Consider the following 25,251-nt stretch of genomic DNA (forward strand, 5'->3'; position numbering starts at 1 on the left):
TTTCTATTCAACCTGCTCAGGCGCCATGGCGAGAAATTGTTCATGCAGCTTTAGTACCTGCGGCATCACCAGGGTGCGGTCATCATTGATTATGGTATAATCTGCCATTTCCCTTCTTTGCCGGTCGCTGAATTGACTGGCCATGATTGCGTCGATGTCTTTGGCTTCCCGGTGTGGATCTCTTAATAGTACTCTTCTTTTGCGCAGTGTGGCCGGGGCATCTACATTGATGACTTTATCTAAGTCTTTGTAAGAGCCAGCCTCAAACAACAAAGCAGCTTCCTTGATTAAATAGGGGGATCCGTTATTTTTTTTTACCCACAATGCAAAATCTTCCCCTACCCTAGGGTGGACCAATCCATTTAACAGGCGGCGCTTTTCTTCATTGTCAAAAACAACTGAAGCCAGAAAAGCGCTGTTGATAATATGGTCTTCCAGATAAGCATCCGTGCCAAAGTGTTTTTTAATCGCTTCTATCAGCACCCGGTCATGCGCCATTAACCATTTGGCCCGTTCGTCGGCGTTATAAACTGGCATTCCAAGGGATTGAAAAACCCTGCATATCATGCTTTTACCAGCACCAATCCCGCCAGTTACGCCGATCAAAGGGGGATCATTTTCCATAACTTACCTTGATAGACCGGGGTGAAAAATTTACATCTGTCACGTGATCGGACAAGATTTCTAATTCCAGTAATATGGTGGAATCATTGGCGCTGATAGCAGAAAAATCGGCAGTTACCCGGAATTGGCTTCCGTTGATTTGTCCCTGGTTTTCCAGCACCGCCATATAGTCAATGTTGACCGTCGAGTCGCTGACAGTCAAATTGGGCTGGTCCGGAAATTTTATCCATTCAATAGGCAACCGGCTTTCTTTTCTAACAAATTCCGATACCTTGAAATTTACAGATACCTTTCCAGGGTAATAGGTAACAAGCGGTAATTCCAGGACATTGGCATCGATTCTGTCATTAAATTCCGAGTCAATGTCATCTTCGTCAATTTCCAGCTCCATCCTGACCGGCAGGTCATCGATAATGGACTTGGGCCCTGCAATTAAAACGGAGTCCGGTCTGATGCGTATCTGCGTGGTGATCCGGTGGTTATTCTCAAGGCCTATACGCAAACTGTCAACAAATACCTTAAGTTTTTTACTTATCCTTCTTTCGATATTGATAAATAAAGTATCATCAACTATATAGTTTACTTTCAGATCACTTAACTGTGGTTCTATGATGGGCAAAAGAGAGCCCCTGGTGAGAAATTTGGTATCTACCGGCGCGGAAAGTTCAATTTTGATCGGTTCGTAATTAAACCAAAAAGTTTTTCTGAATAATATCCATCCCCTGCCTGAGACATCTATAGCAATTCTCTCCGGTGGTGATTTTACAATGATCAGGCTATCATTGGGATTATTGAAGTTAAACCTGATCGGGTAATTAATGACTGTCGTATAGTCATTTTTGTTCAATGCATTAAAAAACCAGAATGTAGTGGCAGCAATCACACAAAGTACTACCACCTTCCAGTCTTTGGTATTTTCGGTTGTAAGTGATCCCCCCAGCCAATTAATTATTTTTTTTATTGTTTCCAAAGGGGTATTTCCAATTAAGTTTTCTTAGCGTAAGTCTTGCTGTTTTCAAAGGAAATTGAAGACTTATCGAATTTGATTTTTGCCCCTTTATCCACCTCAATGATGACAAAATCTTTCTCTATGGCGAATACTTTTCCATGCATACCGCCAATAGTCACGACATTATCGCCCTTTTTAACTGTTTCAAGAAAATTTTTCTGATCCTTCTGTTTTTTTTGCTGGGGCCTCAGCATGAAAAAATAGAAGATCAGGATAATACCGCCAAAAAGAATAGCGTTTCCCATCCAGGCGTTTGGCCCGCCCGATGAGCTTTGCAACAAAATATAGGTTAACATAGGTAGTTTGTTTTGTATTATTTTCTGACAGGTCCGTCCGGTAATTCCTGTTTAGGGTTAACCGTACCTTTCAGTTTAATTCTGGTCACGTTAGGGTTAGTGTTGGCCCTGATTGTAATCACCGGGCTTTGAACTCCACTTTTATTTTTACTGTCAAACCGTACCCCGATTTCCCCTACACCGCCGACTGGAATGGGATCGGTGGGCTTTTTAGGAACGGTACATCCGCAAGAGGCTGTAGCACTTTGGATGATAAGCGGGGCTTCTCCGGTGTTGGTAAACTTGAATGTATGCTCAATAATCTTACCTGCCTCGATGGTTCCAAAATCATGTTCTTCTTCTTCAAAATCGAAAGCGCCCAGGGGCCCATCAGGGGTGGTTTCCGTATCTACGTTGGCTGCTAAAGTGGTAGGACTTTGGTTTTGCTGTGCGCTGCTACCCCCATTCTCCAGTTCCTTAATTCGCTCTTCTAACGCCGCTATTTTCTCTTCTTGTTTGCTGTTGGTGCATGATGTCATTGCTGCTACGGCAAAAGTTACTAACACACCTATATTCATTAACTTTTTCATGATTTGAAATATTAATTTAACTTCGATTTTCTCTTTCGCTAATATCAAAATTAGCCATTAATAAACATTATTTTAACTTTTTTATAATATTTTGAGTAAAATCAGTGGTACCGGCCCTGCCTCCCAGGTCAGCAGTACATTCGTCTCTGTTAGCGAGTGTACTGTCCAGTGCCGCACTGATAGTGTCATGATAATCAGTTAGCTTTAGGTAGTTAAGCATTAAAAGGGCAGATCGGATGACTGCCGTAGGGTTAGCAATATTTTTACCGGCAATATCGGGGGCCGAGCCGTGGACGGCTTCAAATATGGCGATATCATCTCCAATGTTGGCACCGGCGACAAGTCCCAGCCCGCCAACAAGTCCCGCACACAAATCGGATAAGATGTCTCCAAAAAGATTAGTGGTCACCACCACGTCAAATTGCTCAGGCTTGATCACTAGTTGCATACACATATTATCGATGATCTTGTCATCAGTAACAATATCAGGATAATCTTTTGCGACCTCCATGCCAGCATCCAGAAAGATTTTTCCAATGTGTTTTAGGATGTTGGCTTTGTGCACCAGGGTTACTTTTTTTCTTTGATTGTTTTTGGCGTAATCGAATGCCGCCCTGATGATCCGCATACTGCCATCTTTGGTAATCCTGGCAATAGAGTCTGCCATCTCCAGCCGCGGGTCATAGATTTCAAGGCCGGAATAGAGTCCTTCTGTATTTTCCCTGAATAATACCAAATCCACATCCTCGAACCGGGAATTTACACCCGGCGTACTTTTGCATGGCCTTAAATTTTGATAGAGGTCAAACATTTGCCTCAGTTGCACATTGATGCTTCTGAACCCTTCCTTCACCGGTGTGGTAATGGGGCCTTTTAAAGCCACCTTGTTGGTGTCGATAGAATCGACCAGCGTCCCCGGAATAAGCTCTCCTGTCTCATCCAGGGTCGTTTGTCCGGCATTTTGTTCTTCCCACTGTACCGGAACCTTTGCCGCCTGAAAAATATCCTTAACCGATTGAATTATTTCCGGACCTATGCCATCGCCCTTTATGAGCGTCACAGTCTTCATTATCTAATCTTTATCCTCCCCTTTGATCTGGTCTATCAGTTCATCTACGTCATGTAGAAGTTTTTCTGCTTTTTCTTTTGCGTCACTCACAACTCTTTCTCCTTTACTCTTAGCCAGGGACTCAGCCTCGTGCCTGCCGTTGATAATGTCATCCAGAAGGTCTTCGAGCCTTTCTTTATATTTATCAAGGGTATATGACAACCGGTCTCTGGTATTGGACCCTTTATCGGGTGCATAAAGTATACCCAACAAGGCGCCCGTTGTGGCCCCGGCTAAAAATGCTAAAAAGGTATTACTTGATCTGCTCATAGTATTTTAATTATTTGTTATCGATTAAACCTCTCCCGCTCTTCTTTATAACTCCCTCTGAAACCAGTTTGTTCGCCAGGCTGTCGAGCAATCCGTTTACAAATTGCTTGCTTTTTGGCGTACTGTAACGTTTCGAAATTTCTATGTATTCATTGATGGTTACTTTAATCGGTATGCTGGGAAATTTAATCATTTCACAAATAGCCATTTTCAAAATAATTTTATCCATCATTGCCAATCGATGAATATCCCAATTTTTTGATTTCTCCGCAACCAACTTTTCAAAATCTTCATCATTTTCAATACTGCTTACAAACAACTCTTCAAAAAACGCCTTATCATCCTCCCAATTGTATGAAAGAGGACTTATTTCCAGGGTCCATTCCTGTTCACCGCTTGATTCCACCGACTTGATAGTCTTTTGAACCATACTTTTTACCGCCGCTTTGTTTTCTTCCCAGCTCAGATCCAATTCTTCGAACAACGCATTGATGACATCATTCTTAAATATCTGATTCTTAACTATAAAGGTAAGAATCTTCCTGTCATCTTCAATACCCGGCTGCTTCAGGGTCTTGTAAGCTGCATATTCAGGCACTTCATTAATAATCTCCCTATACCAGGAAAGCACATCCTGATGATGATTCTTCCAGGTAATATTTTTTCTGATTATCATATTCTGTAACGGCTGGTGGGCCATTATTGCCTTGATAATCCGGTTGTTCTGAAGGTTCTGACAAACAAATTTCGCCGGGTTCTTGAAGTATTTGCCAGAAGCTATTTCCGCAAATTCCGTTAGCAGGGCCAATACCATCAGGTAGCGGTCTACCACTTTTTCCGCTTCAGTGATCATGTTGCTCCGTAAGGCCCTCATGTCTTTTTTAAGACTGTTTTGATAAGATACATAGACCTCATCCACCGCCTCTCTGATAGCTTCCGCGGTCACGTTGTTAGCTGTACTTTCATTGTTTTCAAGCCTTTTCTTAAGGGCTTCCTTCGCTTCCAATCCATTTTGCCTCAACGCATCCCGGTTTTGTCCTTCGGCCAAATAGGACTCCTGCAAAAAGTGTTCTTCAATCTGTTTCAGTGCAATCTCATAGTTTGCCAGCTTGCATTGATTGTAGGCGTATAAATTCTGCGCTACTTTAATTCTTAACGATCTCCGGTTCAGCATGGCAGTTTTTTAAAGAAAGATTTCAGTTTTATCAAATCAAACTCAGTGTCGTATTTCAGCTAGAAAGCCAGCTTAACCTTGCCCATAGCCAATATTCTCTGCAAGGCCAGCTCAAGTGCCGCCTCGTGGGTGGTAATGTTTTGTTTTTCCGCCGTATTTAAAATGTTATTGGTAATGTCGTAAATTTTCTCAGCTTGTTTATACACTTTTTCCCGTTTGTATTCCCCAATATATTCTGCATAGCAATTCATAACACCCCCCGCATTGATGAGAAAGTCAGGAGCGTATGTAATGCCCTTTTCTTTTAACATTTTGCCATGTTTTCTTTCATCGGCCAATTGATTGTTGGCTGCTCCTGCCACTACCCGGCATTTCAAACGTGACAAAGTATCACTATTAAGTGTTGCTCCAAGCGCACAAGGAGCATAAATATCCATGTCGAGGTCATACAGATCCTGCTCAGGAACAACTACCGCGCCGTGTTCCCTTGCCACATGGTCCAGTTTTTCCTCATCGATGTCCGAAATACAGACCTTGGCATTTTCTTTTTTGAGGTATTCTACCAGATAAGTACCTACCTGGCCTACACCCTGCACTGCAACTTTCTTACCTTCCAGACTATCAGTGCCATAAACCTTTTTTACTGCCGCTTTCATGCCCATGTAAGTGCCAAAGGCTGTCACCGGCGAGGGATCACCCCCTCCACCCAACACCTCGGGAAGGCCAGATACGTGATGGGTTTCCATCGCCACATATTCAATGTCCGATGTTTTCATATTTACATCTTCTGCCGTTACATAACGGCCGCTCAGACTCTCGATAAACCTACCGAATCGCCGAAACAATGCTTCTGATTTAATCACCTTGGCATCACCGATGATAACGGCCTTTCCCCCGCCCAGATTAAGGCCAGAAATGGCATTTTTAAAGGTCATTCCCCTGGAAAGCCTTAAAACATCTTTGAGGGCTTCTTCTTCTGACTGGTAATTCCATATCCTGGTTCCACCCAGAGAAGGGCCCAATACCGTATTGTGTATTCCAATAATAGCCTTTAAGCCGGTAGGTTCATCATAACAATAAACAACCTGCTCATGGCCTAGTTTTGACACCTGATCAAAAACTGACAATTTATCTACTTTTTCAATTGTGTTTACTTCCGACATCTAATATGTTTTTGGGTTTGATGTAACAACGCCTCCCAGGGCTCGAATTTGTGGCAAAAATATCGCAAATTTTTCATTTATTTGTCAGTATCATCAATTTATTCAACACGGTAAAACAATTTACCATCATAGCCGTTTTTAGTATCTAGTGAAAGAACTCAGCCACCTCAATAAGTATTTGATCAAATACAAATACCACCTTTTTTTTGGTATTTTGTTTATCGTGATTTCCAATGTCTTCGCTATCCTTCCTGCCCAAATTGTCAGGTATTCTGTAGATATTATCAGCAATGAACTTAGCTTATATGGAATTTTAGAGGGTTTAAACACCCAAAGTATCTTCGCTGATTCATTTGCTGTCAACGTCTTTATATGTGGTTTGGCTATTGTCATTATGGCACTGCTGCGAGGGCTCTTCCTCTTTTTAGTCAGGCAAACGATCATTGCCATGTCCCGTCATATTGAATACGATCTTAAGAATGAAATTTACCACCATTACCAGACTCTGCCTTTAAGTTTTTACCGCAAACACAACACAGGTGATCTAATGGCCAGAATTTCCGAAGATGTAAGCAAAGTAAGGATGTACCTGGGGCCGGCTATTATGTATGGGCTGAATTTGCTTTCTATCTTTCTGATGGTTATTCCTATTATGTTGTTGGTCAATGTGAAATTAACCTTATACGCTCTAATTCCCTTGCCAATTCTTTCCATAAGCATTTACTATGTAAGCAATATCATCAACCGTCGCTCTGAGGAAATCCAGCGAAGCCTGTCAAGCCTTTCCACATTTGTGCAGGAAGCCTTTTCAGGGATAAGGGTATTAAAAGCGTTTGTCAGAGAATCTTATTCAATGGATGCATTTACCAGGGAGAGCGATGACTACAAGAAAAAATCCCTGGGGTTAACCTTCGTCAACTCCCTGTTTATGCCATTGATTATGGGATTGATAGGCCTTAGCATTATATTAACCATTTTCGTTGGAGGTATCGAGGTCATAAATGGTTCCATAACTTTTGGGAATATCGCCGAATTCATACTTTATGTAAACATGCTGACCTGGCCTGTGACAGCACTTGGCTGGATTACCAGCATCATTCAAAGGGCAGAAGCGTCACAGGGCAGAATCAATGAGTTCCTGAAGACAAAAAACGATATTGTCTCGGAAAAAAATCTTTCCCAGCCTATCGAGGGAGCCATTACTTTTGATAAGGTTAACTTTATTTATGAAGATTCAAATATTCACGCACTGAAAGATGTCAGCTTTGAGGTGAAACCGGGAGAGTCGGTGGCCATTATAGGGACTACCGGTTCAGGCAAAAGTACTATTGCCAATTTAATCTGCAGGATGTTTAATGTAACCAATGGGGAGATCACCATCGATGGCCACAATATAAAAGATTTTAGCCTGGCCTCACTCCGGAGCCAGATCGGTTACGTTCCCCAGGATGTATTTTTGTTTTCGGAGTCCATTAAAGAGAACATCGCTTTTGGCGCGGAGGGGGTTAACGAGGAAAAGGTTTTGCAAGCATCAAAAGACGCCGATTTGTTTGATAACGTCACGCAATTTAAAGAGGGCTTTGAGACTGTTTTGGGAGAAAGGGGAATCACATTATCAGGAGGACAAAAACAAAGGGTGTCTATTGCACGGGCTTTAATCCGGGAGCCGAGGATCCTGATTTTGGATGATAGCCTCTCGGCAGTGGATACAAAAACCGAGAATGCCATCCTGAACAACCTGCAAAAAATTATGGTGGGCAGGACATCTATCATCATTTCGCATCGCGTGTCTTCAGCTAAACTGGCCGATAAGGTACTGGTACTGGATGATGGCAAAATCATTGAAAAGGGTACCAATGAATCACTGCTGGCACAAAATGGGGCTTTCAAGGCATTGTATGACAAACAGTTGCAGGGGGATGAAGTAGAAGACTAACTATTTCCTTATTGCAGCAAATAGTCTATTTCGATGGCGTTATCGGAAAAGTATTTCTCAACAAAAATCTGCTGCAATTTTAAATTGTTTTTTTGGGCATAGCGGTCCACTTTTTCTTTGATTTCCGCAGGATTAGGGGTAACCAACCGGTGTCCGTCAAACCGGGCCTTCACCGCACCGTTACTGTTAAAGGCTTTGTATTCCATGCCTGCAGGAACTTTTTCAGGCTTCATCCCAAGCAATATCCCGGTGAAACATTCAATGCTGTCTCTACCATGTTCGGCATCTTTAAAGTACAAGATAGCGAGTGTGCCATCGACCTGCTTATCTTCAATCCGTTTTTTAGCTGAAAGGAACATATCCTTCAGGGTGTCACTTTCAATTTGCCCGGTAAACCTGTTACCGACCATATGATATACGTCTTCCGAAATGACCGATATTTTAACTTCTCTTAAACCTCCGAGATAAGCATAAGTGACAAGACAAATGGTGAAAAAAACGGCAACCCAGATAATAGTTCTCCTTTGATTCATGGATAGTTTTGATTGGAGCCCAAAGAAAAATAAAAAGTATGAGGAAAGCCAGCAGAAAGGGCTTTTAGGCTTTTATTATTTAATCAAATTGTATTATTTCCGGAAACTAAAAGTTATAACGTATCCCCAAACCTCCAAAAAACTGCGAGTCCAGACCACCGTTATTGATATCCCCAAAGACACCGATTTCCGCAAACGAACTCATGGTATGATAAGGTATGACGTACTCTACGCCCACAGACAGCTCAGGGCCCAGGGTGATATAAGGATCGTCAATGGAAGATACATTGGCACTCGGCGGGTTGGCATTGAAAAACTCAAAAACGTAATGGATCTCAAAATACCTGATTTGCCCACCGGCGGCAACATACCAGTCCAGGCCGTCGTAATTGGGGAAATCAACGTGATATACCCATCTCAGTTGTCCTGTATAAAGCTTTCTGATTTCATGACCCAGATATTCGGTTTCGTCAAAAGGCAGCTCTATTTCAGTGTGGAAAGCCTGTTCATTGGCCTGATCATGCAATCCGGGAAACGTGCGTCCTGCTACCAACTCCACTGCCAGACGTTCCGGAAAATATAGCTTGGCGGTGATACCATACGGATCACCAATTCTGGCTCCGAGGCTAAAATTCAGGTCCTTGCCACTCTCAATCGGACATACCACCTTTTTTAATTTTTTCCCTCCGCTCCGCATTTGGGCCTGAACTGTATGGATGCCGGTTAAAAAAATGATTAAAACAATGAATTTTGCACTTTTCATGGAATCCGGATTGATATAACATGCAATTTCATTATTCGCAGGCAGAGAAACAGTTGAAAAAGGAGGCAATTAGTACCTTGGTAATTAACAGGGTGGATTGTGATGTTTGTTACGGGATGGCTGCCGGTCTATTTTACAAGTTCCTTGTACTGCATATTGTAAAGTTGGGTGTAATAACCATTTAAAGCCAATAATTCATCATGGCTGCCGCTTTCCTTTATTTCACCTTGATCCAGTACCAGGATTTTGTCAGCTTTTTGAATGGTGGACAAACGATGGGCTATTACGATAGCTGTGCGACCTTTCATCAGGTTTTCAATAGCATGCTGAATCAGCTCTTCGGTTTCGGAGTCCACTGATGAAGTCGCTTCATCCAGTACAATGATGGCCGGGTCATAAACCATGGCCCTCACAAATGAAATTAATTGACGCTGCCCTACCGAAAGTGTTGCTCCGCGCTCCATAACATTGAAATCAAAGCCTCCGGGAAGTCTCTCAATAAATTTTCTCGCACCTACCAGGTCTGCGGCTTCTGTTACCTTTTGCCTGCTGATGGACAAATCACCTAAAGTGATGTTCTGGTAAATGGTGTCTGAAAAGAGAAAAACATCCTGTAGTACGGTACCGATATTTCTCCTCAACGTATTAAGGTCATATGCTCCGATTTCGATGTCGTCTATTTTGATTTTACCTTTATTGATGTCGTAAAACCTGTTCAGGAGGTTAATCACTGACGATTTACCCGCACCAGTAGCGCCCACGAGGGCCAATGTTTCTCCTGGTTTCACTTCAAAGGAAATGTCCTTCAGCACATAGTCTTCTTTTTCATAGGCCAGCCAAACATTCTCAAAACTTACCCTTCCAGCTATTTTATCAGGGGTTAACTGGCCATTATTGACAATATGATCCTGATTATCCAGCAACCGGAGTATTCTGTCGGTACTGACAATTCCTAGCTGGAGGGTATTAAAACGGTCAGCAATCATCCGGATAGGCCTGAAAAACATCTGAATAAACATGATAAATTCTATCAGGATGCCGAGCGTAAGTGTGTCATACATCACTCCCCTCGCACCATACCAAACCAACAATCCAATTCCGGCAGCCTGGATTACTTCAGCCACGGGATAATACACCGAATAATACAATACCGATTTTAAGTTCGATTTTTTATGTTCCCGGTTGATTTTTTGAAATTTTTTGTATTCTCTTTCTTCACTATTAAAAATCTGCACCACACTCATTCCCGTGATATGTTCCTGTACAAAGGAGTTGAGATTTGCCACTGCATTTCTCACTTCCGTGAATGCACCTTTGATTTTCTCTTTGAAAATATAGGTGCTGATAATCAGCAATGGCAACGTCGAGAGACAAACCAGCGTTAGTTTCCAGTCGACAATCAACATAGCCGCCACAATAAAAAACAATTGCAGCAGATCCCCGGCCATGGCGGCTATCCCCTGACTAAAGACGTCAGAAAGCGTTTCAACATCTGACACATTTCGCGTGACCAATCTGCCGATGGGTGTACGGTCGAAAAATCTGAGGCGAAGCTTCAACAGATGCTCATAGAGTTGAATTCTGATATCCCGGATCACATATTGTCCTATCCAGCCCGAAAGATAGGTATGCGAATATTGGACAATGGCCTGTAAGACAAGAAGCCCCACCAATAGGATGGTCATATTGATCAGCCCCTGCAAGTCCCCCACAGCAATATGGTTGTCAACGGTAAATTGGATCAGTATTGGCCTGGCAGGTGCCAGCACCGCTACCATGAAAGTAAGGAATATCAGGAAAATAAACCTCCCTTTATAGGGCCTGACAAATTTAAACAGCCTTTTCAGTATGTGGAGATCAACTACCTTGCCACTTTTTTTTTCCTTTTCCGGCATAAAAATTCCATGGAGTTATATCATCAACGGAGTTATAGATTCAATTATACGTGAAGCTAACCTTTTAGTATGACAAATTATCAGATAATTTGTTTGCAGGCACTTACTTTTGCATAATGCAAAACAGGTCCAGATTTTCAGGATTGTTATCTTCAAAAAGATAATTTTCATGGGAAATATCTGTAACTAGTCGATTGTTAGAATTTTTTAATCTATTTCTGTTGAATCGATTCAGCAACTCATAGGGGATTTTCAACACACTGGCAGGCAACAGGTACTGAAGGTTGAAAATATCAAATCGTGTGATCTTTTCTACCGATCTTTTATTCATTTCATAATACTTCATCACCTTTCGATCACCCGCTATACCTTTCATGATTACGTCGGAAAAGATACCCGAGGCCAGATCTTCCAATCCCTGTGCGGTATACTCCCTGATATGCCAGGGATTCCTTGAAAGCGTTTTCTCGATATTAGGTGTTGTAATCATGGCCTTTCCTCCTGGTTTTAAAACCCGGTGGATTTCTTCCAGAAACCGGCGGTCATCTTTTATATGCTCGATCACCTGAAAGCTTACCACTGTATCAAAACTATTATCAGCTATTTCATCCATCGGCGGGATGGTGGCATTGATAAACTCTACATTTTTGTAGATACAGCTCAGGTGTTCAATCGTTTCTGTGATTTTATCCAGAGCAACATAGCGCCGGCAACAGGATGATAAAAGGCTGATACCTCTCCCTTCGCCACATCCTATTTCCAGCAAATCACCATTAATCAAATCCCTGGCAATAATATAAGCCTTTAAGAGGCGTTGATGTATAGGATTATCAGATGGTATCTTATCTGAGGTAATTTCCGTTGTATAATTCATCGTGACCTTAAAATAATGTGCAAATTTAATCGAATAAAAATATTTTTTTGAGTTCCCGGTTGATTTCTTATTTTTAACGCTGTTTTTCGTATAAATGATTATATGGAAAAGAAAAAACTTCCGAATCGCTATTTACCTATATTTCTGTCTGTCATCTGTGGGTTATCATTTGTCACCGATCGTGTGATAGCACAAGATATTTCCAAAACCAACCTTGCCCATATCTATGATTTCAAAGCGGAGGCTCGCATTAAATATACTGTTGTATCCAATGATCCCGAAACCATTATTTATTTGCAAGTAACAACAGACGATGTCGCCGATTTCATGGATGATTATACAATTGGCTACCAGGTTAAAAACAGCTATGATAATCAGCAGCCTCCTTTTAATATGCTTAACACCGGGCATATTCTGTTCCGCGATGAAGATTTGATTTTCAAGATCACCCTACCGGTCACAGCCGATGAGACGCTCTGTGTTATCAAAATTACCAATACAGGAACCAGAAGAGATTTTTACTATGACATCCCCGTTAGAAATAAATCGAGCTTTAAATATGCACGGTTTTATCTCGTGCATGCCAATGATGACAAACCCGTGTTCAAACCATATCTGCCGGTGGGCAGTCAGGTAAAATTTACCTCGCCTCAATCGCCGGACAAAATCTATGGCTTCAAATACTCAATCGATTTTGATGCCGCCCTGCCTCCCATGGCCGTCAACAAAGAACCGGTCAATAAGTCGATGACCATTGACTCCACTTTTCAAATAACACCGGGGCAGTCACTGACCCTGATGAAAGAGGGACTGTATTTTTTTCAGGATGATACTACCTCCCTTGAAGGCCTCGCGCTTCGTGTGACCAATCAATATTACCCCAAACTGGCCCGTGTTGAAGATTTAGCGGCCCCGATTATTTATTTAAGTACCCGGCTGGAATACAGAAGCCTTAATAACGCTGAAAACAAAAAGAAAGCCATAGACAGTTTCTGGCTGAAAATCGCCGGTACCCGGGAAAAGGCAAAAAGAATTATCAGAAATTATTATCGAAATGTAGCGTCAGCCGATATATTATTTACGAATTACAAAGCTGGCTGGAAGACGGATAAAGGTATGATTTATATAATATACGGCCCCCCGGAAGAAGTGTACCGGAATGAGTTTGAGGAAATATGGGTATATGAGCGAAGTGAAACCACATCGCGGCTAAGATTTACCTTCACCAAGGTTAAAAGTATATTTACAAAAGATCATTACGATTTGAGAAGGGATAGAGGTTATGAAAAATTCTGGTACAGAACCATCGACTTATGGAGAAAAGGAAGAAAGGGCATATAAAGGAACGGGGCGGGAGAAGGAGTAACTATAAACCCGAAAACGGATTAGGAGGCCAGGAAAAGCCGGAAATAGTTTTCGGGACCAGGGCTATCATCGAAACCATCCACGCGGGAAAGGAAATCGAAAAATTACTCATTCAGAAAGGTTTGGGTAACGAACTTACGCGGCAGTTGTTGCAACTGGCCGGTGATCACGCTGTTCCTGTTATCAGGGTTCCCTTACAAAAGCTCAACGGCATAACGCGAAAAAACCATCAGGGAGCCGTATGTTTTCTTTCTGCTATCCGTTACGCCTCACTAGACCATGTGGTTACAAGCTGTTTTGAGCAGGGCAGGTCGCCGTTACTGGTTATGCTCGATCGTATTACAGATGTCCGGAATTTTGGAGCCATCGCCCGCACCGCCGAATGTGCCGGGGTCGATGCCATTATTATTCCCAGCAAAGGCAGTGCCCAGATCACCGGGGATGCCATGAAAACATCAGCCGGCGCTCTGAATTTTATCCCCATTTGCCGGGAAGGGAATATGAAAGATACCATTCGCTATCTCCGGGACAGCGGCATTGATGTGATGGCCTGTACTGAAAGAGCCGGGGACTATCTCTATGAAAAAGATCTGGAACAACCACTGGCTATCCTGATGGGTTCTGAGGAAAACGGCATTTCTCCTGAGTACCTGAAACTCTCATCAAGCCAGGCCAGAATTCCTATGAAAGGAAAAATTGGATCCCTTAACGTTTCTGTGGCTACAGCGGTGGCAATTTACGAAGCAGTACGACAAAGAACCACAAGCGGAACATGACTGTTACACCACTCAAGAATCCGCCAGTATTTCTATTTTATCGCCGGAAACCTCTGTGCCTCTTTGTGTCTTGGTGCCTCCGTGGTGAAAAATGGTTAACCACGGAGGCACCAAGACACAAAGAGACACAAAGTGGTTTTTTAGCTTAAATAGAGGTTTGGGGGATAACTGACTTTAGTGAGGAAAAGGCCGTGGGCAGGGACTGATCTGCCAGCCTTTTTCCGGTCTTTTGCCTCAATGATCCGGACAAAGTCATCCTGACTGATCCGTCCGGTCCCTACATCCAGGAGTGTACCTGCCACCGCCCTGACCATGCCCCTTAAAAACCGGTTAGCCGCGATATGAAATATGAGCGAATCCCCCTGCCGGACCCATTCGGCATGTTCAATGAGGCACTCAAAATGATTCACCTCAGTTTTTACCCTTGAAAAGCTTTCAAAATCATTGTATTGCCGCAATACGCCGGCAGCCTGATTCATCGCCGCCAGATCGGGATCACTTCTGAAGTAATAGCTTGTGTAGTGCAAAAAGGGATTTTTTTGCCGGTGCATATGGTATTCATAGCCCCTTAACAAAGCGTCAAATCGGGCACTGGCATCATTTTTTACCGGCCGGACAGCATCAATGCTGATGTCTGCCGGAAGCAGGCTGTTTAATTTAAATCGCAGATCTGTTTTGTCTATGGGATCTTCAAAGTCAGCATGAAAAACCTGGCCGGTAGCATGCACACCCGTATCTGTTCTGCCACTACCAACCGTCGTTACAGGCTTACCGAAAATCGTGGAAAAGGCCTCATTAATTACCTGCTGAACACTTACGGCATTTTTTTGTATCTGCCACCCATGATAGTTCCGGCCATGATAAGATACCTGAAAAAAATAACGCATAAAATCAGTTTACTCTCACGCAAAATTAAAATTTATGGACCAAGGATTGGGCATCAATTCTTTTATTTTGCTAATATTTGTGTTTAAATTGATATTGAAAATCTTTTTAACCAAATACGTATGTTACAAAGAGTACAAACCATTTTTTTGTTATTAGTAGCCATCAGCATGATATTAATGCTATTTTTTCCTATTTGGGAAAAAGAAGCCAGGGGACAGGACCAGGGAGGACGGATAACACTAGACGCATTTCAACAAAAATTTGTACAAGCCAACACCCATGGAGACAATAACAATACCGGGGAAGCAGAAAGCAAACCTACTTTTTACATAGCTATTCTTGCGATTTTAGCTGCTTCTGTTGCCACTATTTCAATATTTAAGTATGATAACCGACTGACCCAAATAAAGCTCGGCGCCTTGAATGCATTGTTGATTGCCAGCGTCATGGGAACATCACTTTACATGACAATGAATAGTGAAAAAATCATCGATCCAATGATGCAGGGCAGTTATCGAATAGGTTTTTTTATGCCGGTGGCTGCATTGATTTTTAACCTGATGGCCAACCGTTTTATCAGGAGAGATGAAAAACTGGTTAAATCCGTAGACCGATTGAGATAAAAAAAGGCTGTATTCCGGGTGAATACAGCCTCTGTTAACAAATTTAAAAAGACTAATTATTTTTTCACATTCACATTGTAGTAATAAGCATAGTTTTTCGACGTAATCGCCATTGAGTAGGCCCCCTCTTCTAACCGGGATAAGTTGAAAAGTTTGCCAAAAGACTCCTCCTCAATGCGACTCTCCTGATGCAGCAGATGTCCCTGCTCGTCATAAAACTTTACTGTAACTGGTGTATCCAGACGGTTTTCAAATCTCAAAGCAATTTTTTCACCCGGCACTTTCAGGATTGACTTGGTAAATGCCATGGTTTCTGCTGTAGCAAACTTTAGATTTCCTTGCACCAGTGAATCTTCACTGACATTAATTACTTTTCTGATAAGGCCCCTGTCATTTACCAGGTCAATATAATAGCTGCCTTCTTTGGCAAATGAGAAATCCAACACTTTTCTATATTGATCCTGATTTTTAAAAGTCTCACTAAATAACAGCTCCCCTTGTTCATTCTGAATTTTTACCTGGAACTTTCGGGATTGATCTAAACCTGATACGTTGAACACAACTTTTTTGTTCACATAAGGAATAACATCAACACTGGTTGTTCCCTGAGCGTACGCGGGTAAAATAGTACTTACCCACAAGACTATAGCTACTGTAGCCACAAGTCCTATTCTTTTTTGAGTCATTTTCATTTTCAATAAGTTTTGAAATGAATTAATGACGCAAATGTATCAATGGTTTTGATAAAACAATTACGAATTTTCTAAAATTAAATAAAAATCATTACATATTATCTAAGATAGATTTATTCTGGTTATGAATTTCATATTTTGCTTTAAAAAAAAGGCACTGAAAAGGGTTATAATTCCATTATTCCTACAAAAGTGCCAACCAGGAGGGCAATCTTTGAAATAATTTCAATTGATTTTACGTAATCATTAATCGCCGGATTTCACTGTTTTAAATCATGTAATATTTTGTGGAATTATTTAATAAAAATCATAAATAATTGATAATCAAATTATTAAAAGAGAAAAAAGTATCAAATTGAGCGCGATTGCCAGATAAATTACCAGCTATGGAAGTGATTTTCATAGGGATTTCAAAAAAAATTATGCGTATCGAATGTTTCAACCTCGAAATTCGGTTGACTTTTTTGCCATAATACCAAAACTCTCCATGGCGTTCACCCTCTGTGTCTCGGTGTCTCTCATATAACCTAATTCTTAACCTAGCGCCATCGTCCGTGGCTGTTATAAAACGCCGGAATGTGCCTGCATTCTCATTGCTTCTGCTAAAAACCTTCGTGTCTTGGTGTCTTCATGGTGAAAAATGGTTAACCACAAAGACACCAAGACACGAAGAGTTACAGGGGGTGACTGTCATAAAGGGCCTTTGAAAATGGTAAAGCAGCCAAAATTTCATCTACCATTATGACATGATGTCATTTTGTAACGAAAATGACTATAAAGAAACAAATGGAATAGTATTTGGGGACTCCGGAGTAAATTTGATAGTCAGAACTAAACATTATACAACCATGGAAGAAAAAGATACGATCATGGAAGAAAAAGGTACAATTTCGATACATACCGAAAACATTTTCCCTATCATCAAAAAATTTCTCTACTCAGACCATGAAATTTTTCTGAGAGAGTTGGTATCAAACGCTGTGGATGCTACTCAAAAGCTTAAAAGACTCTCGTCATTAGGTGAAGTAAAAGATGAGCTGGGGGATTTGACAGTGGAAGTGAGCTTTGATGAGAAAAAGAAAACAATCACCGTCACTGACAAAGGGATCGGCATGACGGCCGAAGAAATCAAAAAATACATTAACCAAATCGCTTTTTCAGGTGCCGCAGAATTTGTAGAAAAGTTTAAGGATGCTAAAGACGCCAATGAAATAATCGGAAAATTCGGGCTCGGGTTTTATTCTGCATTTATGGTGGCTGATAAAGTGGAAATCAACTCTTTATCATACCTTGACGCCGCAGCCGCCAAATGGGTTTGCGATGGCAGTACCGAATTTGAAATCACCCCATCAGATAAAACTTCAAGAGGTACGGAAGTAACTTTATTTATTAATGAAGAATCTGCGGAGTTTCTGAATCAGTCACGGCTGGAAGGCATTCTGAAAAAATATTGTAAATTTCTTCCGGTAGAGATAAAATTTGGCACCAAAGAAGAAAGTGTTCCTGACGGAAAAGATAAAGATGGCAATCCGCAATATAAAACAGCAACCAAAGATAACATTATCAACAACACCAGGCCATTGTGGACGGTTTCTCCAAATGAGCTCAAAGACGAGGATTATCTGAACTTTTACCGGGAGTTATATCCATTCTCTGAAGATCCGTTGTTTTGGATTCATCTGAATGTAGACTATCCGTTTAACCTGACAGGCATTCTGTATTTTCCCAAAGTTAAAAATGACTTTGAAGTCCAGAAAAACAAAATACAATTATACTCACGTCAGGTTTTTATCACCGACGAAGTCAAGGACGTGGTACCTGAATTCCTCATGTTGCTGCACGGTGTACTGGATTCTCCCGACATTCCGCTCAATGTTTCAAGAAGTTTCCTGCAGTCTGACAGTAATGTAAAAAAGATCAACTCCCATATCACTAAAAAAGTTGCCGATAAATTGAATGAACTTTTTAAAAAAGACAGGCAGAACTACGAGGAAAAATGGGATGACATCGGATTATTTGTAGAATATGGCATGATTGCAGAAGATAAATTCTATGATAAAGCCAAGGATTTTGCTCTGCTCAAGAATCATGAAAACAAGTATTTTACGCTGGCAGAATATAAAGAAAAGGTGGCGCCCAATCAGACCGACAAAGATAAAAAACTGGTTTACCTGTATGCGACTGATGTTGGTAAGCAGGATACTTACATTCAATCGGCCAAAAAGCGATCATATGATGTGTTGATCATGGACCGTGTTCTGGATAATCATTTTATCAACATGTTGGAACAAAAGCTGGAAAATACCACCTTAAAAAGGGTCGATGCCGACACCGTAGATAAGCTGGTAGACAAGGATGAAAAGGTTGAAAGTGTGTTATCTGAAAAAGAGCAGGAAAAATTAAAGGAGATTTTTGAGAAAGCCATCGAAAAGAAGGAGATCGTATTATCACTTCAGGCCCTGGCTGCCGATGAGATGCCTGTAACCATCACTTTACCTGAATTCATGCGAAGAATGAAAGACATGGCGGCCACCGGTGGAGGAGGTATGGGCATGATGGGCGGTTTCCCGGAAACTTTAAATGTTGTTGTGAACACCAATCACGCACTGGCCTCAAAAATTATTAAAGCCAAAAAAGAAGAAAACAAAATGCAACTGGCAAAACAGGCCTATGACCTCGCCATGTTATCGCAAAATATGCTTAGCGGGAATGATCTGACAAATTTCATTAACCGGAGCGTAGATTTAGCAGCTAGGTAAATAAAAATGAAAATGAAAGGGAGGTGTGGGGCTTCTCTTTCGCTTTTTTGGTTATTGTAGCGCTTTATGGGTGGTAGTGAAGGTGTGTGGTGTTTATACTGTTAAATGATTTGGTTGAAAAAATAAAAACCTTCATATTCACGTTTAACTAGCAACAATATATTTGAAGATGGCGTGCAGGTATTTGGTCTTGGCAATTTTTTTTCTTTTGGTCACTACGCTGGTGGCCGCACAGGAAGGGACCGGATCAGGTGATCCCTTTTCTTTAAGTGAAGAGCAGGCAAAAAAGCCTCTCACTATCGATCTTGCCGGTGAAGATGAATCAGAAGAGGAAGGTGAGGTAAAAAAGAAAAAAAGAAAAAAGAACGTATTTTATGGTATTAAGACCAGGAAATTCTTTGTCAGGACCGGAGCGGGTGAACGAACGATGTTTGAAAGCTTCCACTACCTCAAAGAATATGAACAACCAGATCCGTTTGTCAGGGATATCTATTGGTTTGACTTTGAAAGCAGAAAGATCAAAAAGAACAGAAACATTAACAGAAAAAACGGGGTCATACTCCATGGCCCCTATGAAAAATACACCCTGGATGGAACCATTCTGGAAACCGGAATTTTCTACAAAGGCACGAAACATGGCCGCTGGACACGGTACGATAAAAAAAATATACTTTTAGACAAAAAGAAATACTATAAAGGCTGGCCGAAGGAGTCGATAGTTTCCTACTACGATAAAGACCGGAAAAAACTGAAAGAAATTATTCCGGTGGAATATGGAAAAAAGGAGGGCAACTATTTCTACTTTCACGACAACGGCATGGTAGCTGTGTCAGGAGAGTTTCAAAATGACGAACAGGTCAAAGTCTGGAGGGAGTATTATAAATTTCGCCGGAGGAAGAAAAAGGAAGTACAGTTTAAGCCTGATCCCTGGGATGAAGATTTTCATTCGCACATCATAAAAGAATGGAATGAAAAGGGCGAGCTAATCTATGACCGCCAGGATTATCAAAGAAAAGTTAATTAAATCACCGACAAACAACCCTTCAAAATGCGTCTTTAAGATGCTCTATTTCAGGAGTTTGATCTAACACAATGGCGATTATATCAAATCTGATCTCATTATTCCAGGCCATACGTTCAATGTAGTGGTCGGCAACTTTTAAGATCATCTCCATCTTGTGATGATCGACAGCCGATTCCGGATAGCCAAATTGAATATTACTTCTAGCCTTGACTTCAATAAACACCAATACCGCCTGATGCATAGCGATGATATCAATCTCACTTCTTTTATAGCGATAATTGGTTTCAAGAATTTGATAGCCCTGACGCCTCAGGAAATCCAATGCGATCTTCTCCCCCAGCTCGCCTTTTTGCAAATGACTTTTCATCATGCCATGTCAGTTACGGTTGAAATATGGTTAAGGGGGATATCTGAAATTACAAAAAAAATAACTGAAACAACAATTTAATCCTCAAAATTTAGCGCCGGAATTTTGTAATGTTACTATTTTCGTAACCAAGTAAAATACTGGTGAAATGTTAAAAAAAATTAATCCAACCCAAACACAGGCCTGGCAATCGCTGAACAACCAATACGAAAAAATGAAATCAGTACAGATGAAGGATCTGTTTGCATCCGATCCCGGCCGGTTTAACAGCTTTTCTCAAAAATTTGAAAATATTTTAGTCGATTATTCCAAGAACATCATCGATCAGGAAACATTTAAATTATTGTTGGAAATTGCCGCGGAAGTCGATCTTAAATCAGCCATTACAGCCATGTTTGCAGGAGAGGCCATCAACGAAACCGAAAACCGGGCCGTTTTACACATTGCCCTGAGAAATCAGACCAACCAACCCGTACATTGGGAAGGACAGGATGTGATGCCCGAGGTAAATGCTGTATTGGATCAGATGGAAAAATTCTCTGAAGCCATTATTTCGGGAAGCTGGAAGGGTTACACCGGAAAACAGATAAAACACATTGTTAACATAGGGATAGGCGGATCAGATCTGGGACCAGTAATGGTAACTGAAGCCTTAAAACATTATCAAAAACCGCATATCCGGGTGCACTTTGTTTCCAACGTCGACGGCACACATATCACCGAAACCCTGAAAAAATGCGAACCGGAAACGACGCTTTTCATGATTGCCTCAAAAACTTTTACCACCCAGGAGACCATGACCAATGCGCACTCGGCCAGAAAATGGTTTTTGGCACATGCGCAGGATGATGTGCACATAAAAAAACACTTTGTAGCGATTTCTACCAACCGGAAGGATGTGGAAGAATTTGGCATTGACAGCGACAATATGTTCAGGTTCTGGGATTGGGTAGGCGGGCGGTATTCCTTATGGTCATCGATCGGGTTATCGATTGCCTGCACGATTGGCTTTGACCACTACAAAGATTTGCTGGCCGGAGCCCATGCCATGGACAACCATTTCAAATCATCCCCATTTGATGAAAATATACCAGTTATTCTGGCCCTGGTAGGTATTTGGTATAATAATTTTTTTGGCGCTGAAACCGAAGCCATTCTCCCTTACGACCAGTATATGCACCGTTTTCCAGCCTATTTTCAGCAAGGGAACATGGAAAGCAACGGCAAATACGTGGGTCGTGACGGCCAACCGGTCATCTATCAGACCGGCCCCATCATCTGGGGAGAGCCCGGCACCAATGGCCAGCATGCGTTTTACCAGTTAATCCATCAGGGAACCAAGTTGATCCCCTGTGATTTCCTGGCACCTGCACAAAGTCATAATCCACTGGGCGATCATCACCTGAAATTGCTCTCCAACTTCTTCGCCCAAACCGAAGCCCTGATGAACGGCAAAAGCGAACAGGAAGTAATTGCCGAACTTAAAAACGCCGGAAAATCGAAGGGTGAGATCAGCCGGTTAACACCATTTAAAGTGTTTGCCGGTAACCAACCAACCAACTCTATCCTTTTTGCCAAGCTAACACCCAGAACCCTCGGCAGCCTGATTGCCATGTACGAGCACAAAATATTTGTGCAGGGTGTTATCTGGAACATCTTCAGCTTTGACCAGTGGGGCGTAGAGCTCGGTAAACAGTTGGCCAAAAAGATTTTACCGGAGCTTGAAAGTGAGACATTGATCTCCTCGCACGACGCCTCGACCAATGGGCTGATTAATGCCTACAAAAAGATGAGGGATTAATGCGAATAACACAACCACAGAGCGCAGAAAATAACACATTTACATACGCTCTGTGATTGTGTTTTACAAAACTGTGATCTCAGATTCCTGATAAAGTTTTGTATCAAGTTTCATCATCAGGCTAGAAATCTGGTCAGAAAGTATAGGCCACACTTATTAAATAGTTTCGGGGAGCCCCGGGGAATAATCTCACAAAGCTGTATCCTCCCACCCAATGCGTCTTATCAAATACATTATTGAACGTAAAAGCAACCTTAACTTTATTTACCTTGTAGGATACCCCTGCATCCCATACCATATAGCCCGGCAGTTGCAGGGCATCCTCAAATGTATTGCGCTCTGTAACAAAATTGGAACCAAGGTTAATATTGAGGCCGTCTAAAATACCACGATCAAATCCATAATTTGCAAAAAAACCACCGGAGTGGCGAGGTGCATTTTCTTTGATTTGCCCCTCCTCCGATTCATCAGCGCTCTCTGTGATCTTAGCTTCATTGTAAGCATAGTTAACTGTAAGGCTCAGGTTGGGAGTGATCCGGCCGTTGACATCCAGTTCCACACCTTGCGAACGCTCACCTCCCCGCTGGGTAAAGAGGCCTGTATTAACATCTGTAATCAGAATATTGCTATTCTCAATGGTATAGGCCGCCATGTTCACCGCAAGTTGCTTGTTGAAAAATTCCGCTTTGGCCCCAATCTCCCACATGCTTCCCGTGAGAGGGTCAAATGGTCCTCCTACAGCTTCAACCAAATTATTGGGGTTTTGTGGCTGGAAGCTTTCTGTGTAAGTTCCGTAAAGGTTGATGTTATTGGACAAACTATACACCAATCCCAGACGTGGCAAAAATTTTTCCTGTTGCCTTTCTTCTTCATCCGATTGTTGGTAATTCAACACATCGGTATAAAATTCCTGGCGTAAACCCAATAAGATTTGCAGACGATTCCATTTTATTTGATCCTGGATATAAATACCACTTGTATAAAACCTCGTAGCCGGGCTTTCCCCACGTCCGAGGATGTAATCGCTGGGAAAACCCAGCAAATATGTGGGATCTTCGAGGTTGAAATGCGGGATATTAGGCACTGGATTTCCATTTTCGTCGAAGAAATAATTGCCGGGATTCTGTGGATCATATTCGGCAAGACCACCGTCCCGGGTACGATAAATAGCGCTACTTGCGGTAAAAAGGTTCGCCGAACCAACCGGAGTGACGGATTGAATGAAGTCGAAACCGGCCAATAATTTATGCTCAATATCCCCGGTTGTAGTATTCCACACAAAATAAGTGCTTACATTGTCAGTAATCTGCTTTCTTTCCCGTGCCCCGATGCGCATGCCCATAAGCGTAGGTATTTGATTGCCCAGGCTATCGACTGCAAACTGATTAGAGGTCCGGTGTTCAAATAGATCTTCCTGATAGCGATAACGCATATATGAAGCGTTAAAAGATAAATGATCACTTAATTCATGATTGAGCGAAAGTGTGCTGTAAGCCACATCTGTGGTATGATAGTCATTGACTGCCCCAATGGCAAATGAAATAGGGGTAGAAGTTAAATCCGTACCGGCAGTAGCCCCAAAAATAGGCTGCCCCCGATCCAGCTTTCCATCAAAATTGGTGATGACCAGATCAAAATTTACACGGGTCTTTTCCGTTGGAAGAAAGGAGATAGAAGGCGCCACCATAAAAGATCTAAATTCCTGCAAATCCCTGAAATCATCAGAATTATCATAGGCCAAATTTAATCTGTAAAGCAACGTTTCATTTTGATTTAACGGGCCTGTAAAATCCAATGTGGCACGTGTTGTATTGAAGCTGCCTGTGGTAAAAGAGATAGCCTTTCTTTCGGTAGCTAATGGTTTTTTGGTCACGCGATTCATGGTACCGCCAGGAGATGCATTGCCAAAAACCGCGGAAGCCGGGCCCTTGATTATCTCTACCCGCTCAAGGTTAGCCACTAAAATTTGCGGGCCAAACAATCCTATGACGCGGAGTCCGTTGATCAGCTCTTGCTGTGAACGAAAGCCACGAATTGTAAAATCATTGTAATAGGAAAACTGGTTAATCCCGCTTATATTTTTTACGACATCATTTACCCTGTATGCTTGCCTGTCTGCCATCACCTCTTTCGTTACATAACTGATTGCCTGTGGTACATCCTTCAGTTTCGTGGCGGTTTTTGTGGCGGCAAAGGTGATTTCATTGTCATATTCTGTCTCAACTCTTCCGGTTATCTCTACGGTTTGCAACTGTTGGACATACGCTTTCAGGACAAAATCCACTTTAATGCGCTCACTTTCAGCGATATATATTTCTTTATTTTGCCCTTCAAATCCTATGCCCGATACCACCAATACGTAATTCCCGCCAGGAACATTGCTGATAGTATATGCCCCTTGTATATCTGTCGAAGCGCCATAGCTGGTGTTTTTCAATCCCACGTTGATACCTATCAAAGGCTCACCTTGTTCATTGGTTATTTTTCCCCGAATGGTCCCCTTCGCGTTTTGTGCCGGAGCCTGGTAAATGGCTGTGAATAATAGCAAAACATATAGTAAAACCTGTTTCATGATTTTAATAGATTAAATTTGGTAAGGTTTAATCTTAGAGTTTTTCTAAGCAGCGCAAAATTAGAAAGGGAGGGGCCACTAATCAATCGCTAGTTGTCGGTAAATCTATAATCCCTAGCAGTAGTGTTATTCAGCACTTTCATCAATCTGCTTCAATCGATCTGACCCTA

Annotated in this window: 23 protein-coding genes; 7 read left to right on the top strand and 16 right to left on the bottom strand. The window is 41.8% G+C overall.

Features of this window, described 5'->3' with window-relative positions; all coding sequences use genetic code 11:
* Window positions 1-3: 3 nt before the first annotated feature.
* The 8 genes from coaE to AC04NP_RS10985 form a co-directional block, all read right to left on the bottom strand.
* Window positions 4-624: a dephospho-CoA kinase gene (coaE, locus tag AC04NP_RS10950; protein ID WP_482859787.1), complete on the bottom strand. Its 621-nt coding sequence runs from the start codon at window positions 622-624 to the stop codon at window positions 4-6.
* Window positions 614-1,594, bottom strand: a complete 981-nt coding sequence (locus tag AC04NP_RS10955; RefSeq protein ID WP_482859788.1) for a YbbR-like domain-containing protein — start codon at window positions 1,592-1,594, stop codon at window positions 614-616. Before AC04NP_RS10955 ends, coaE begins: the two co-directional genes overlap by 11 nt.
* A gap of 14 nt (window positions 1,595-1,608) precedes the next feature.
* Window positions 1,609-1,929, bottom strand: a complete 321-nt coding sequence (yajC, locus tag AC04NP_RS10960; protein WP_482859789.1) for a preprotein translocase subunit YajC — start codon at window positions 1,927-1,929, stop codon at window positions 1,609-1,611.
* Window positions 1,930-1,946: 17 nt separating this feature from the next.
* Window positions 1,947-2,498, bottom strand: coding sequence for a DUF1573 domain-containing protein (locus AC04NP_RS10965; RefSeq protein ID WP_482859790.1), 552 nt, complete (start codon window positions 2,496-2,498; stop codon window positions 1,947-1,949).
* A gap of 67 nt (window positions 2,499-2,565) precedes the next feature.
* The gene (locus AC04NP_RS10970; protein WP_482859791.1) at window positions 2,566-3,567 is read right to left on the bottom strand and encodes an isocitrate/isopropylmalate dehydrogenase family protein; all 1,002 of its coding nucleotides are present in this window, start codon (window positions 3,565-3,567) and stop codon (window positions 2,566-2,568) included.
* A 3-nt stretch (window positions 3,568-3,570) separates the two neighbouring features.
* A complete protein-coding gene (locus AC04NP_RS10975; protein ID WP_482859792.1) occupies window positions 3,571-3,876 on the bottom strand; it encodes a YtxH domain-containing protein in 306 nt (101 codons plus the stop codon).
* A 10-nt stretch (window positions 3,877-3,886) separates the two neighbouring features.
* Complete coding sequence (gene nusB, locus AC04NP_RS10980; protein WP_482859793.1) at window positions 3,887-5,050, bottom strand: transcription antitermination factor NusB; 1,164 nt, start codon at window positions 5,048-5,050, stop codon at window positions 3,887-3,889.
* Between the two features lie 59 nt (window positions 5,051-5,109).
* On the bottom strand, window positions 5,110-6,213 hold the full coding sequence (locus AC04NP_RS10985) for a Glu/Leu/Phe/Val family dehydrogenase (protein WP_482859794.1): 1,104 nt from the start codon (window positions 6,211-6,213) through the stop codon (window positions 5,110-5,112).
* Window positions 6,214-6,361: 148 nt separating this feature from the next.
* On the opposite strand from AC04NP_RS10985, the gene AC04NP_RS10990 reads away from it, so the two are divergent.
* The gene (locus AC04NP_RS10990) at window positions 6,362-8,149 is read left to right on the top strand and encodes an ABC transporter ATP-binding protein (RefSeq protein ID WP_482859795.1); all 1,788 of its coding nucleotides are present in this window, start codon (window positions 6,362-6,364) and stop codon (window positions 8,147-8,149) included.
* 8 nt (window positions 8,150-8,157) lie between these two features.
* Here the strand turns inward: AC04NP_RS10990 and AC04NP_RS10995 are convergent, their stop codons facing one another.
* The 4 genes from AC04NP_RS10995 to AC04NP_RS11010 form a co-directional block, all read right to left on the bottom strand.
* Window positions 8,158-8,682: a hypothetical protein gene (locus AC04NP_RS10995; protein ID WP_482859796.1), complete on the bottom strand. Its 525-nt coding sequence runs from the start codon at window positions 8,680-8,682 to the stop codon at window positions 8,158-8,160.
* Between the two features lie 106 nt (window positions 8,683-8,788).
* Window positions 8,789-9,445: a hypothetical protein gene (locus AC04NP_RS11000; protein ID WP_482859797.1), complete on the bottom strand. Its 657-nt coding sequence runs from the start codon at window positions 9,443-9,445 to the stop codon at window positions 8,789-8,791.
* A 128-nt stretch (window positions 9,446-9,573) separates the two neighbouring features.
* Window positions 9,574-11,340, bottom strand: coding sequence for an ABC transporter ATP-binding protein (locus tag AC04NP_RS11005; RefSeq protein WP_482859798.1), 1,767 nt, complete (start codon window positions 11,338-11,340; stop codon window positions 9,574-9,576).
* Between the two features lie 103 nt (window positions 11,341-11,443).
* Window positions 11,444-12,214 carry a class I SAM-dependent methyltransferase gene (locus tag AC04NP_RS11010; RefSeq protein WP_482859799.1) on the bottom strand — a complete coding sequence of 257 codons (771 nt, stop codon included), beginning with the start codon at window positions 12,212-12,214 and terminating at the stop codon, window positions 11,444-11,446.
* 102 nt (window positions 12,215-12,316) lie between these two features.
* On the opposite strand from AC04NP_RS11010, the gene AC04NP_RS11015 reads away from it, so the two are divergent.
* Window positions 12,317-13,555: a GWxTD domain-containing protein gene (locus tag AC04NP_RS11015; RefSeq protein ID WP_482859800.1), complete on the top strand. Its 1,239-nt coding sequence runs from the start codon at window positions 12,317-12,319 to the stop codon at window positions 13,553-13,555.
* On the top strand, window positions 13,528-14,355 hold the full coding sequence (gene rlmB / locus AC04NP_RS11020) for a 23S rRNA (guanosine(2251)-2'-O)-methyltransferase RlmB (protein WP_482859801.1): 828 nt from the start codon (window positions 13,528-13,530) through the stop codon (window positions 14,353-14,355). Before AC04NP_RS11015 ends, rlmB begins: the two co-directional genes overlap by 28 nt.
* 140 nt (window positions 14,356-14,495) lie before the next feature.
* Here the strand turns inward: rlmB and truA are convergent, their stop codons facing one another.
* Entirely contained in the window at window positions 14,496-15,242 is a 747-nt protein-coding gene (gene truA / locus AC04NP_RS11025) for a tRNA pseudouridine(38-40) synthase TruA (RefSeq protein ID WP_482859802.1), read from the bottom strand.
* Between the two features lie 120 nt (window positions 15,243-15,362).
* On the opposite strand from truA, the gene AC04NP_RS11030 reads away from it, so the two are divergent.
* Window positions 15,363-15,866, top strand: coding sequence for a DUF4293 domain-containing protein (locus AC04NP_RS11030; RefSeq protein WP_482859803.1), 504 nt, complete (start codon window positions 15,363-15,365; stop codon window positions 15,864-15,866).
* 56 nt (window positions 15,867-15,922) lie between these two features.
* On the opposite strand, the gene AC04NP_RS11035 is transcribed toward AC04NP_RS11030, so the two are convergent.
* Complete coding sequence (locus AC04NP_RS11035; protein WP_482859804.1) at window positions 15,923-16,558, bottom strand: hypothetical protein; 636 nt, start codon at window positions 16,556-16,558, stop codon at window positions 15,923-15,925.
* An 869-nt stretch (window positions 16,559-17,427) separates the two neighbouring features.
* Between AC04NP_RS11035 and htpG the strand changes: the two genes are divergently transcribed.
* Both htpG and AC04NP_RS11045 read left to right on the top strand, forming a co-directional pair.
* Window positions 17,428-19,317, top strand: coding sequence for a molecular chaperone HtpG (gene htpG, locus AC04NP_RS11040; RefSeq protein WP_482859954.1), 1,890 nt, complete (start codon window positions 17,428-17,430; stop codon window positions 19,315-19,317).
* A 208-nt stretch (window positions 19,318-19,525) separates the two neighbouring features.
* Window positions 19,526-20,341 (top strand): toxin-antitoxin system YwqK family antitoxin, encoded by an 816-nt coding sequence (locus AC04NP_RS11045; RefSeq protein WP_482859805.1) that lies wholly within the window; start codon window positions 19,526-19,528, stop codon window positions 20,339-20,341.
* 19 nt (window positions 20,342-20,360) lie between these two features.
* Here the strand turns inward: AC04NP_RS11045 and AC04NP_RS11050 are convergent, their stop codons facing one another.
* Window positions 20,361-20,711 carry a YraN family protein gene (locus tag AC04NP_RS11050; protein ID WP_482859806.1) on the bottom strand — a complete coding sequence of 117 codons (351 nt, stop codon included), beginning with the start codon at window positions 20,709-20,711 and terminating at the stop codon, window positions 20,361-20,363.
* Between the two features lie 145 nt (window positions 20,712-20,856).
* On the opposite strand from AC04NP_RS11050, the gene pgi reads away from it, so the two are divergent.
* A complete protein-coding gene (pgi, locus tag AC04NP_RS11055) occupies window positions 20,857-22,509 on the top strand; it encodes a glucose-6-phosphate isomerase (RefSeq protein ID WP_482859807.1) in 1,653 nt (550 codons plus the stop codon).
* A gap of 133 nt (window positions 22,510-22,642) precedes the next feature.
* Here pgi and AC04NP_RS11060 read toward each other — a convergent pair whose 3' ends face one another.
* On the bottom strand, window positions 22,643-25,081 hold the full coding sequence (locus AC04NP_RS11060; protein WP_482859808.1) for a TonB-dependent receptor domain-containing protein: 2,439 nt from the start codon (window positions 25,079-25,081) through the stop codon (window positions 22,643-22,645).
* Window positions 25,082-25,251 lie beyond the last annotated feature (170 nt).

This window comes from Agaribacillus sp. DX54 (assembly GCF_056858335.1).